Source organism: Vogesella perlucida (assembly GCF_979366545.1).
Map to the genome: position 1 here is coordinate 60,916 of NZ_CEETRO010000007.1, position 11,773 is coordinate 72,688.

The following is an 11,773-nucleotide window of genomic DNA, read 5'->3' on the forward strand; positions in this document are numbered from 1 at the left end:
TGTCAATGCGCACCTGCCAAGATAGACACCACACAAACAATGATGCTTTATCAAACGCTTGCAGTTGGACGATACTGATATGTATCGACACTCATCACCGTCCTTATGCCCACCCCGCCCTCGATACGCCATGCCCTGCTAGAAGACACCGCCGCCGCACTGGGTAAAGACTACCTGCAGCAGCTGGTTAACAGCTTGGCTCAACACAGCGGTGCCCAGCTGGTTTTTATCAGCCGGCCGCTGCCGTTGCCGCTGCGGCATGTGGAGGTGATGGTAGCCAACCGTAGCCAGCACCCTGGGCGCTACCCACTGGCGGGCACCCCGTGTGAGCAAGTGATCCACCAGCAACAGGCCACCATGTGCCATCGCGGGGTCAACCAGGACTTTTCAGCCGAGCAAGACACCGCCTGGCAAAGCTATGCCGGCTGGCCGCTGGTGGACAAGCATGGGCACTGTCTGGGGCATCTGGCGCTGTTTGACGAGCGGGCACATGCCTTGCCGGACACCCTGCTGCAGGATATTGCCCCCTTCGTTACCCGTGCCGCGGCCGAGCTGCAAAGGCTGGAGCACGAGCGCATCAGCAGCGCGCGGGCCAGCTGGGACGCGCTGCACTCGCACTTTCTGCGCCAGTACATACAAGGCCAACCCTTGCCGGCCCTGCTGGGCGACATGGTGGAGCATATCGAGCAAGCCCTGCCCGGCTGGCTGTGTACCATCTTGCAAGTGGACGCCACGCAACGGCTACGCCCGTTAGTAGGCCCCTCGCTGCCCCCCGCCTATACCGCGCTAATAGATGGCCTGGCCATCGGCCCCATGGTGGGCAGCTGTGGGGCCGCGGCGTGGCACCGCAAACGGTTGGTGGCAGAAGACCTGCAGCAGCATCCGAACTGGGCCCCCTATCGCGAGGTAGCACGGCAGTTTGCGCTGGGTAGCTGCTGGTCCGAACCCATTATCGACAGCAAAGGCAAAGTGCACGGTACCTTTGCCGTGTATCACCATGCCCCCAGCGCGCCCACGCTGGAAGCCATTACCGTGATTGAAGACACCGCCCGCCTGCTGGCGGTGCTGATGGAAAACGACGCTAACCGCCAGGCGCTGGATAGCCGCACGCAGTGGTACCAGGCTATCTTGCAGAACGCAGCAGATGCGCTGTCCATCATCGACATGGATGGCCGCGTGCTGGAAGCCAGTGATTCGCTGTGCAAGCTGCTGGGCTATAGCCAGGCCGAGATCCGTCAGCTGCACCTGTGGGACATGGTGTCGCACCGCAGCGAGGCCGAGCTGCGCCAGCAGCTGGCCCATACCGGCGACACCCCGGAAACCTTCGACAGCCAGAACCGCACCAAAGATGGCCAGATCATCGATGTAGAAGTCAGCGTGCGTCGCCTGGTACTGGACGGCCAGCCGGTGATCTGGGGCTCTGCCCGCGATATCAGCCTGCGCAAGCAGCAGGAACGTCTGCTGCGCGAACAAGCCACCATCGACTCGCTCACCGGCCTGTACAACCGCCCCACTCTACTGGCCCAGCTGGAAACGCTGCTGGCCAGCCCGGCCCACACCACCCTGGCCCTGCTGATGCTGGACCTGGATCACTTCAAACAGGTCAACGACCACTACGGCCACGCCTGCGGCGATGCGACCCTGGCCCATATTGCCAGCCAGATGCGCCAACAGCTGGGCCCGGAGAGCTGTGCCGGCCGCCTGGGGGGCGAAGAGTTCTGCGTGCTGTTACCCGGCAGCACGGCGCAAGCCGCCGCCCGTTGCGGCCAACAGCTGCTGGCCACTATTGCCGGGCAACCCTTGCACTTTGCCGGGCACACCATCCATCTCACCGCCTCGCTCGGTCTGAGCCTGTACCAGCCTGGCGACGACAGCCGCAGCCTGCTGGCCCGCGCCGACATGGCGCTGTACCAGGCCAAGCACCAGGGCCGCAACCGCATGGTGATGCTGCCGCCGTGACGCGCTGACGCGCATCCCGTAAAATAGCTTGCCGCGCCCCGCCAGACGGGGCGTTGTCTATTGCGGCCAACCTTTTTCAGCACGGAACTATCGATGACCACGCCTCAGCACACACCCATGATGCAGCAATATCTGGCTCTGAAACGAGACCACGCCGACAAGCTGCTGTTTTACCGCATGGGTGACTTCTACGAGCTGTTCTACGACGATGCCGAAAAAGCCGCCCGCCTGCTGGATATCACCCTGACAGCACGTGGCGCCAGCGGCGGCCAACCTATCAAAATGGCCGGCATTCCTTACCACGCCGCCGAAGGCTACCTGGCACGGCTGGTGAAGATGGGCGAGTCGGTCGCCATTGCCGAGCAAATCGGCGACCCGGCCACCAGCAAAGGCCCGGTAGAACGCAAAGTGGTACGCATCGTCACCCCCGGCACGCTCACCGACGCCGCACTGCTGGACGACAAGCGCGACAACCTGGTGCTGGCCGTCAATATGCACAAAGGCACGCTGGGTCTGGCCTGGCTGTCGCTGGCCAGCGGCGAATTCAAAGTCATGCAAACCGGCGTGGAAGAGCTGCACAGCGAGCTGGAGCGCCTGAAACCGGCCGAGCTGCTGCTGGCAGACGACACCGGCCTGGCGGTGTTTGACAGCATTGGCACCCCGAAAAAGAAACTGCCGCCGTGGCAGTTCGATACCGAATCGTCCACCTTGGCGCTCACCCGCCACTTTGGTACCCGCGACCTGGCCGGCTTTGGCGCCGACACGCTGCCGGTGGCCGTAGGCGCTGCCGGTGCGCTGCTGGAATACGTGAAATCCACCCAGGGCGTGAACCCGGCCCACATCGCCCAGCTGGCGGTAGAAGAACCGGGCGAGCTGATCCGCATGGACGCCGCTACGCGCCGCAACCTGGAGCTGACCGAAACCATCCGTGGCGAAGCCTCGCCCACGCTGGCCTCGCTACTGGACACCTGCGCCACCAGCATGGGCAGCCGCATGCTGCGGCACTGGCTGCACCACCCTATCCGCCGCCACGACAAGCTGCTGCGCCGCCAGCAGGCGGTGCGCGCGCTGTTGGCCGCCCATCAGGACATCCACGCGCAGCTGCGCGAAGTGGCCGACATCGAGCGCATTACCGCCCGTGTAGCGCTGCGCACCGCCCGCCCGCGCGACCTGGCCGCGCTGCGCGATTCGCTGCGTGCGCTGGCTGGCGTCAAGGCCATTGCCGCCACGCTGGATGCGCCACTACTGGCCGAGCTGGTGCAACTGCTACCGGCCGAATCGCCGGTAGAAAGCCTGCTGGCCACCGCGATTCTGCCCGAACCGGCCACCTTCCTGCGCGACGGCGGCGTGATCAACCACGGCTACCACGCCGACCTGGACGAGCTGCGCGCCATCCAGACCGACTGCGGCGACTTCCTGCTGGCGCTAGAGCTACGCGAAAAAGAGCGCACTGGCATCAGCACACTGAAAGTGGAATTCAACCGTGTGCACGGTTTCTACATCGAGGTATCGAAAGCGCAATCGGACAAAGTGCCGGACGACTACCGCCGCCGCCAGACGCTGAAAAACGCCGAGCGCTACATTACGCCCGAGCTGAAAACCTTCGAAGACAAAGCGCTGTCGGCGCAGGACAAATCGCTGGCGCTGGAAAAACAGCTGTACGAGGCGGTACTGGACCAGCTGGCCCCCCATATCAGCGAGCTCAAGCTGATGGCGCAGGCCGTAGCCGGCCTGGACGTGCTGGCGGCCTTTGCCGAGCGCGCGCAAAGCAATCACTACGTGCAGCCGTTGTTCGTCAACGAGACGCGGCTAGAGATCATCGGCGGCCGCCACCCGGTGGTAGAGGCCGAGGTGGAACGCTTTATTGCCAACGACACCAGGTTGGCCGCAGAACGCAAGCTGCTGCTGATTACCGGCCCGAACATGGGCGGTAAATCCACCTATATGCGGCAAAATGCGCTGATTACCCTGCTGGCACATATCGGCAGCTTTGTGCCGGCCGAGCGCGCCGTGCTGGGCCAGATCGACCGCATCTTCACCCGCATCGGTGCCAGCGACGACCTGGCCGGCGGCCGCTCCACTTTCATGGTGGAAATGACCGAAACGGCCAACATCCTGAACAACGCCACCGATAAATCGCTGGTGCTGATGGACGAAGTTGGCCGCGGCACGTCTACGTTCGACGGCCTGGCCCTGGCGTGGGCCATTGCGCGGGCGCTGATCGAAAAAAGCCGCGCCTACACGCTGTTTGCCACCCACTACTTCGAGCTCACCAGCCTGGCTGGCGAGTACAACAGCGTGGCCAACGTGCACCTGTCGGCGGTGGAGCACAAAGACCGCATCGTGTTCCTGCACCACGTGGAAGACGGCCCGGCCAGCCAGAGCTACGGCCTGGCCGTGGCACAGCTGGCGGGCGTACCACCCAAGGTGATCCGCGAAGCGCGCCGCTACCTGACCGAGCTGGAAAACGAATCCGCCGCCCGCGCCCAGCCCGACCTGTTCAGCACGCCGGTGGTGATTCAGCACGAACCGGAGCCGCACCCGGCAGTGGAGCTGCTGGCCGATACCGACGTAGACGACCTGACACCACGCCAGGCACTGGAACTGCTGTATACCCTGAAAAAAATGTCAAAATAAATTCAGGTAATCTGCACAATATTTCCTACAATGGATTTAATACTATCTACGACAAGGAGATATAAGCACTATGTATGCAGAAGGTACTGCCGTCTCGTCTGCCCTGGCCCGTCTTTTTGGTTCGGCTAATGGTGGCGAGGCACTGCCACTATCCGGTATCCGTGAGCGTGCCAGTAAGGAACTGTCGCAATTTGCCGGCCTGGTGCGTAGTGAACTGGCGCCACTCGGTATCGCCATCCCGCCTGCCATCAGTTTCGTCAGCTGTAACCATTGCGCGCTGACACTGGAAAACGAGCACCCGCAGCGGGACGCGATTCTGGGCTGGCTGGAAGGCAACGATCGCGTCGCCAAGTATTTCAAGGAAGTAGAAGTACTGTTCGAACTGGTACGGGCGGCAGAAAACGCCGGCGAAATATTCCCGGAAGACAGCTGCTTCCATATCGGGCTCACCAGTGCCGGGCCTGTGGCCTACTTTGATAGCCATCGCTGCGACGGATAAACCACCCGCAGCCGTGCCAGCGCTAGACACGCCGCCCCTTCCACCCTGTGGAAGGGGCTTGTTTTATGGTGCAACCTCTTTGTCCAGCCTTCGCGGCACTGCTGGCGCATCAGGATTTTTCGATAAGATAAGCCGAAGAGATTCGAAGCAGCGATAGCAGGGCCGGGCTAGCAGGACACGATCCAGCCACACAGCATGATGGGGCACGGTAGCAGCTGCCTGTTGCCAGCAAGCCAAGGCAGCCTCAACACCAGCCATCCGGCAACCTGGCCCCCTGCCACCACCTGAGCCAATGCGCTGTCATGCAGATGCAAGCGCATTGGCAATCAGTCATGTATTCAATTTCGTCATAACCATGAAAGATCCGTCGGCCTGGGCACACCACCCCAAAGTTTCTGAACAACATGCCAATCGGGACGTTGCAAGCGCTTGCCGATAACGTTTCTGCCACGGCAGGACAACACACCAACCGTGGTGAAGTGCAGCAGCAAGCCAGCGCGCAAGCTCATGCACGCCATACTCGCTGGACGCAGCGCATCAAGTGGTTACCGTTATAGCGCGATGAAGGCCAGCCTGCCGACCCGCTGCGGTGCGCCTGGCTGGCTCACTTTTTGGCAAAGCGAAAACGCGGCGCCGCGCGTGCTGGTGCGGGCGCGGCAGCCGGCTCCCGCGGGCCTTGCCGCGCGGGTGCTTTGGCCGCAGGTTTGGCGTGCGCGGTGCGCGGCAGGTCAGCCAGCGACACGGTCAGGGTGCGCATCTCGCCAGGTTGCAGCCCATCCAGCTGCCACGGCCCGACCGCTACCCGTACCAGGCGCAATGTAGGCAGACCAACCTTGGCCGTCATGCGGCGGACCTGGCGGTTTTTACCTTCGCTAATGATGATTTCCAGCCAGGCATCCGGCACCGTCTTGCGAAAACGCACCGGCGGTTTGCGTTCCCACAGTGCTGGCGTTTCCGGCAGCTGGCGCACCTGGGCCGGCTGGGTCACGAAGTCACCCAGGTCTACACCGTCGCGCAGCGCTTGCAGCTGGGCTTCGGTCACGCGGCCTTCTACTTGTACCCAATAGGTTTTGGGCTGCTTCCAGCGCGGGTCGCTAATGCGGTGCTGCAGCTCGCCATCACCGGTAAGCAATAGCAGGCCTTCGCTATCGGTATCCAGCCGGCCAGCCGGGTACACCCCGGGCAGGGCGATATGGTCTTTCAGCGTGGGGTGCAGCTCGTGCTGGGAGAACTGGCAAATCACGCCATAAGGCTTATTGAACAGAATGAGTTGGGGCATGGGGCAGCCAAGCGTAAACAAGATATGCGGCGGATGATAACAAGCACGGCGCCAGGCAGCCATGGCAGCCAACGTATACCGGCATGCAGACAAAGGTTGGCCGCAGCGTCTGGCAGATGACAGTGTGGCGACCATTCAGATTCGAACAGTTGTTTACATTCAAACCCGCAGCAAAGTTCGGATACGCTACAATCAGAACCAGCAATGAGAGGTATAATTCATTTTTGAAAAGTCACCCGAAAGCCTGCATACCGCCTGGCGCCTGTCTTCCCCTGACAAGTCGCCGGTAAAAGCGGCTTTCCCATACCTTTCACTTGCACAGGCGGGATGCTGCCCCGTGCCAAAGCTGCCCCGCGCAATCGTTCTGGCGTCAAAAAATAATCATGGAGATAGAGTAATGCCTTCGGAACAGCCGACCATCATCTACACCCTGACCGACGAAGCTCCAGCGCTGGCTACCAGCGCCTTCCTGCCGGTCGTACGTACCTTTACCGGCGCAGCCGGCATCAACGTGGAAACTGCCGATATCTCGGTAGCCGCCCGCGTTCTGGCCGAGTTCCCGGCAAACCTGACCGACGAGCAGAAAGTACCCGACACCCTGGCCGAGCTGGGCAAACTCACCCAGAACCCGGACACCAACATCATCAAGCTGCCGAACATCAGCGCATCGGTATCGCAGCTGATTGCTTGCATCAAAGAACTGCAAGCCAAGGGCTACGCTATCCCCGACTACCCGGAAAACCCGACTACCGACGAAGAAAAGGCCATCAAGGCCCGCTACGCCAAATGTCTGGGCTCCGCTGTCAACCCGGTGTTGCGCGAAGGCAACTCCGACCGTCGCGCCCCGCTGGCGGTGAAGAACTACGCCAAGAAGCACCCGCACAGCATGGGCGAATGGAAACAGGCGTCGCAGACCCACGTTTCCCACATGCACCACGGTGACTTCTACCACGGTGAAAAGTCCATGACCCTGGACCGCGCCCGTGACGTGAAAATGGAACTGGTGACCAACACCGGCGAGACCATCGTGCTGAAGCCGAAAGTAGCGCTGCAGGATGGCGAGATCATCGACTCCATGTTCATGAGCAAGAAAGCGCTGTGCGAATTCTACGAGCGCGAAATGGAAGACTGCCGCGAAGCCGGCATCCTGTTCTCGCTGCACGTGAAAGCCACCATGATGAAGGTGTCCCACCCCATCGTGTTCGGCCACTGCGTGAAGATCTACTACAAGGACGCCTTCGAGAAGCACGGCAAGCTGTTTGACGAACTGGGCATCAACGTCAACAACGGCATGGCCACCCTGTACGAAAAAATCGAAACCCTGCCGGCCTCCAAGCGCGAAGAAATCATCCGCGACCTGCACGCCTGCCAGGAACACCGTCCGCGTCTGGCCATGGTGGACTCCGCCAAAGGCATTACCAACTTCCACTCGCCAAACGACGTGATCGTGGATGCCTCCATGCCTGCCATGATCCGCAATGGCGGCAAGATGTGGGGTGCCGACGGCAAGCCGGCCGACTGCAAGGCCGTGATGCCGGAATCCACCTTTGCCCGCATTTACCAGGAGATGATCAACTTCTGCAAATGGCATGGCAACTTCGACCCGCGCACCATGGGCACCGTACCGAACGTGGGCCTGATGGCACAGAAAGCGGAAGAATACGGTTCGCACGACAAGACCTTCGAGATCTCCGCAGACGGCCAAGCCAACATCGTTGACCTGGCTACCGGCGAAGTGCTGCTAAGCCAGAATGTGGAAGCCGGTGACATCTGGCGCATGTGCCAGGTGAAAGACGCGCCGATCCGCGACTGGGTAAAACTGGCCGTTACCCGTGCCCGCAACTCCGGCATGCCGGCCGTATTCTGGCTGGACCCGTACCGTCCGCACGAAAACGAGCTGATCAAGAAGGTGAAAACCTACTTGCAGGACTACGACACCAGCGGTCTGGACATCCACATCATGTCCCAGGTACGCGCCATGCGTTACACCCTGGAGCGCGTCGCACGCGGCCTGGATACCATCTCGGTCACCGGTAACATCCTGCGCGACTACCTGACTGACCTGTTCCCTATCATGGAACTGGGCACCAGCGCCAAGATGCTGTCCATCGTGCCGCTGATGGCCGGTGGCGGCATGTACGAAACCGGCGCCGGCGGTTCGGCCCCGAAACACGTACAACAGCTGCTGGAAGAAAACCACCTGCGTTGGGACAGCCTGGGCGAGTTCCTGGCCCTGGCGGTGAGTCTGGAAGAGCTGGGCATCAAAACCGGCAACACCAAGGCCAAGATCCTGGCCAAGACGCTGGACGAAGCCACCGGCAAACTGCTGGACAACGACAAGTCGCCATCGCGCCGCACTGGCGAGCTGGACAACCGTGGCAGCCAGTACTACCTGGCCACCTACTGGGCGCAAGCGCTGGCCGAGCAGAACGACGATGCTGAGCTGAAAGCCCACTTCGCGCCGGTTGCCGCCCAGCTGGCCGGTCAGGAACAGCAGATCATCGACGAGCTGAAAGCCGTACAGGGCAAACCGGCCGACATCGGTGGCTACTACCTGCCAGACGCAGAAAAAACCCGCGCCGTGATGTGCCCAAGCGCCACGCTGAACCAGATTCTGGCCAGCGCCCGCGTATAAGCCTTCCGCTACGCACCGCACCAGGGCGTGCCCTGGTGTGAATAACAAACCCCCTGCTTGCATTGCAAACAGGGGGTTTTTCATTGGCTGCAAGCTGGCAGGCCAAGCAGCTTAAGCATGTATCAACACGCTGGCAGACCCACCACGCTATGGCCCGTGTTACCCACGCTCTGCGGCCAACGTTGGCCGCATCAGGCCCAGTCTGGTGCCATGGCACGCACGGTATCCAGCACCTGCTGCTTGGGTGCATCGGCACGCTTGCCGGCGCGCCACGCCATCATCACCTCCCACTGCCACACTGGCAGGTCGCGGATAGCCAGCTTGACCAGCCGGCCTTCGCGCAGATCGCGCCGTACTGCCACCTCGGGCATGAAGGTCAGAAAACCGTGCTCCATGGCCAGCTCGCGCGCAGCGCTGGCCGGCTGGATAGCGTGCAGCGGGCCAGTGGCCGTACGGTACTGGCGCAGCTGGGCCAGCAAGGTATCACAACCCTCCCCCCAGTACTGCGGCGCCAGCCGCGCGTTGGCCACATCGGCCAGCAGCAGCTCGTCACGCTGCGCCAAGGGGTGGCGTTTGTGTACCACCGGCACAATGGGCGAGCACCAGATCCGCTCCATCTGGATACCGGCCATGGGTGGGCACTTCAGTACAAAGCCGACTTGCACGGCGCCAGTCAGCAGCCGCTCCATGATGGCCGGCGAATGATCGGTACTGCAGCGGATTTCGAATGGCGCTTCGGCCAATGCCACCAGCACCGGGCCGAACACCACCGAAGCCAGCGACGGCAGGCAAGCCAAGGTCAGCCTGGGCAAGGCGGGCACCCCCTGTACGGCCTGCTTGCCTGCGTGCAGTACGGCCAGCGCCTCGCGCGCGGCCGGCAAATAGGCATCGCACGCTGGCGTAGGCACCGCACCACGGCGGTGGCGACGAAACAGCTGTGCCCCGATGCTGGCCTCCAGCACGGCTACCCGCTGGCTCACTTGCGGCTGCGACCAGCCACGGCGCGCAGCCGCCTGGCTAAAGCTGCCGCAGTCCACGATATCGATCAGCAAAGCCAGGTCATCCAGCGATATAGCCATAATGAAAAACCATAGGAAATATTAGCAGTTAACGGCTTCTATGATAGCTGATGCCGCATGACAATGATGGCTACTTCCTACAGGGGCACATCATGGCTTCGGCAGAACAGGCGCGGCGTCTGGGCAGGCGCTTCATCATGCTCGACAACATTCTGGTGGTATTCGGCTTTTTCAGCGTGTTTCCGCTGATCAGCCTGCACTTTGTCGATCAGCTAGGCTGGGCTGCTGCTGCAGTGGGCTTGGCGCTGGCTATCCGCCAGCTCATGCAACAAGGGCTGGGCCTACTGGGTGGCTCGCTGGCAGACCGCTACGGTGCCAAACCACTGATTGTGGGCGGCATGCTGCTACGCGCCGCCGGCTTTGCCGCCATGGCCATGGCCGAAACACCGGCTACCTTGGTGTTTTCCTGCATTCTGTCGGGCCTGGGCGGCATGCTGTTCGACCCGCCCCGTGCGGCGCTCATCATCAAACTGACCCGACAACACGAGCGCAACCACTTTTATACGCTACTGATCATGTGGGAAAGCGCTGCCGCCGTAAGCGGCGCCATGCTGGGCTCGTGGTTGCTGCATTTCGATTTCTGGTGGGTGGGCATGTGTGGTTGTGCCATCTTCGTACTGGCGGCTGCGGCCAACCTGTGGCTACTACCGGCTTACCGCGTGGCCAGCGGCAAGGCCTCGCCCTTAGCCTCGGTACGCACCGTGCTGGCAGACCGGCGCTATATGCGGCTGGTACTGACCCTGAGCGGCTACTATGTGCTGGGGGTGCAGATCATGCTGCTGGTACCCATCGTACTCAAGCAAATGGCGGGAACCCCGCAAATCGTGGGCTGGCTATACGCCATGGAAACCACCTTGTCGCTTACCCTGCTCTACCCGCTGGCCAAGCTGGGGGAACGCTACCTGAGCCTGGCGCAGCGCATGCTGGCAGGCATTGCCCTGATGACAGGCAGCCTGCTGCTGATGGCGCTAGCGCAAAACCTGTGGCAGGCCATGCCGCTACTGGCGCTGTTCTATACCGGCAGCCTGGTCACCGAGCCCGCGCGCGAGGCACTGCTGGCCAGCTACGCACAAAGCGAAGCCCGCGCCAGCTACAGCGGCACCAGCCGCCTGGGGCTGGCACTGGGCGGGGCTACCGGCTACCTGGGCGGTGGCTGGTTGCTGGATATCTCGCGTAGCCTGGCCATGCCAGCCCTGCCTTGGCTGATACTCGCGGCAATTGGCAGCTTGACCTTTGTGGCGCTGTATCGCCAGCTGCTACACAAGGGCACGGCAGCCGCGCTGGCCCAGCCTGCCTGACAACAGACGCAAAAAAACCGCATCGGTCAGATGCGGTTTTTGTCAGCAGCGTTTCCGCCACATCCATCAGCTAGCGCAAGCTTAGGCTTTCTGGATATTGGAGGCTTGCTTGCCTTTCGGGCCTTGAACCACGTCAAAGCTTACACGCTGGCCTTCGGTCAGCGATTTGAAACCTTGCATATTGATCGCGGAGAAGTGCGCGAACAGGTCATCGCCGCCTTCGTCCGGAGTGATGAAGCCGAAGCCTTTAGCGTCGTTGAACCACTTAACAATACCAGTTGCCATGTGTAACTATCCTTAGCATGCATAAAGTAAACAGGGTGGTGAGCCCTGACGATCCAAGCTTACACACGCTGCAGCAGGTAACGGTTTACACACAGCCAGCGA

At 61.7% G+C, this 11,773-nt stretch carries 9 protein-coding genes; 5 read left to right on the forward strand and 4 right to left on the reverse strand.

All coding sequences use genetic code 11. The features are described from left to right. The first annotated feature begins 105 nt into the window (after window positions 1-105). From ACZ9XP_RS11545 to ACZ9XP_RS11555, 3 genes are all read left to right on the forward strand, one after another. On the forward strand, window positions 106-1,959 hold the full coding sequence (locus ACZ9XP_RS11545) for a sensor domain-containing diguanylate cyclase (protein WP_465188493.1): 1,854 nt from the start codon (window positions 106-108) through the stop codon (window positions 1,957-1,959). 93 nt (window positions 1,960-2,052) lie between these two features. After that, a complete protein-coding gene (mutS, locus tag ACZ9XP_RS11550; RefSeq protein WP_465188494.1) occupies window positions 2,053-4,596 on the forward strand; it encodes a DNA mismatch repair protein MutS in 2,544 nt (847 codons plus the stop codon). Between the two features lie 70 nt (window positions 4,597-4,666). Beyond that, window positions 4,667-5,095, forward strand: coding sequence for a hypothetical protein (locus ACZ9XP_RS11555; RefSeq protein WP_147686000.1), 429 nt, complete (start codon window positions 4,667-4,669; stop codon window positions 5,093-5,095). A 244-nt stretch (window positions 5,096-5,339) separates the two neighbouring features. On the opposite strand, the gene ACZ9XP_RS11560 is transcribed toward ACZ9XP_RS11555, so the two are convergent. After that, on the reverse strand, window positions 5,340-5,501 hold the full coding sequence (locus ACZ9XP_RS11560) for an isocitrate dehydrogenase kinase/phosphatase-domain containing protein (RefSeq protein ID WP_147686064.1): 162 nt from the start codon (window positions 5,499-5,501) through the stop codon (window positions 5,340-5,342). A gap of 198 nt (window positions 5,502-5,699) precedes the next feature. Beyond that, window positions 5,700-6,374, reverse strand: a complete 675-nt coding sequence (locus tag ACZ9XP_RS11565; RefSeq protein ID WP_147686002.1) for a pseudouridine synthase — start codon at window positions 6,372-6,374, stop codon at window positions 5,700-5,702. Between the two features lie 397 nt (window positions 6,375-6,771). On the opposite strand from ACZ9XP_RS11565, the gene ACZ9XP_RS11570 reads away from it, so the two are divergent. Then, window positions 6,772-9,009, forward strand: coding sequence for an NADP-dependent isocitrate dehydrogenase (locus ACZ9XP_RS11570; RefSeq protein ID WP_147686004.1), 2,238 nt, complete (start codon window positions 6,772-6,774; stop codon window positions 9,007-9,009). A gap of 191 nt (window positions 9,010-9,200) precedes the next feature. Here ACZ9XP_RS11570 and ACZ9XP_RS11575 read toward each other — a convergent pair whose 3' ends face one another. Next, on the reverse strand, window positions 9,201-10,088 hold the full coding sequence (locus tag ACZ9XP_RS11575; protein WP_147686006.1) for a LysR family transcriptional regulator: 888 nt from the start codon (window positions 10,086-10,088) through the stop codon (window positions 9,201-9,203). 92 nt (window positions 10,089-10,180) lie between these two features. On the opposite strand from ACZ9XP_RS11575, the gene mdtH reads away from it, so the two are divergent. Next, window positions 10,181-11,386: a multidrug efflux MFS transporter MdtH gene (gene mdtH / locus ACZ9XP_RS11580; RefSeq protein WP_147686008.1), complete on the forward strand. Its 1,206-nt coding sequence runs from the start codon at window positions 10,181-10,183 to the stop codon at window positions 11,384-11,386. An 81-nt stretch (window positions 11,387-11,467) separates the two neighbouring features. On the opposite strand, the gene ACZ9XP_RS11585 is transcribed toward mdtH, so the two are convergent. Beyond that, window positions 11,468-11,671, reverse strand: coding sequence for a cold-shock protein (locus ACZ9XP_RS11585; RefSeq protein ID WP_017509885.1), 204 nt, complete (start codon window positions 11,669-11,671; stop codon window positions 11,468-11,470). Between the last annotated feature and the right edge of the window lie 102 nt (window positions 11,672-11,773).

Excerpts from the sequence above, each read along its gene's own strand:
- ACZ9XP_RS11545 (WP_465188493.1), top strand. The coding sequence starts at position 106 with ATGCCCACCCCGCCCTCGATACGCCATGCCCTGCTAGAAGACACCGCC.
- mutS (WP_465188494.1), top strand. The coding sequence starts at position 2,053 with ATGACCACGCCTCAGCACACACCCATGATGCAGCAATATCTGGCTCTG.
- ACZ9XP_RS11555 (WP_147686000.1), top strand. The coding sequence starts at position 4,667 with ATGTATGCAGAAGGTACTGCCGTCTCGTCTGCCCTGGCCCGTCTTTTT.
- ACZ9XP_RS11560 (WP_147686064.1), bottom strand. The coding sequence starts at position 5,501 with ATGTTGTTCAGAAACTTTGGGGTGGTGTGCCCAGGCCGACGGATCTTT.
- ACZ9XP_RS11565 (WP_147686002.1), bottom strand. The coding sequence starts at position 6,374 with ATGCCCCAACTCATTCTGTTCAATAAGCCTTATGGCGTGATTTGCCAG.
- ACZ9XP_RS11570 (WP_147686004.1), top strand. The coding sequence starts at position 6,772 with ATGCCTTCGGAACAGCCGACCATCATCTACACCCTGACCGACGAAGCT.
- ACZ9XP_RS11575 (WP_147686006.1), bottom strand. The coding sequence starts at position 10,088 with ATGGCTATATCGCTGGATGACCTGGCTTTGCTGATCGATATCGTGGAC.
- mdtH (WP_147686008.1), top strand. The coding sequence starts at position 10,181 with ATGGCTTCGGCAGAACAGGCGCGGCGTCTGGGCAGGCGCTTCATCATG.
- ACZ9XP_RS11585 (WP_017509885.1), bottom strand. The coding sequence starts at position 11,671 with ATGGCAACTGGTATTGTTAAGTGGTTCAACGACGCTAAAGGCTTCGGC.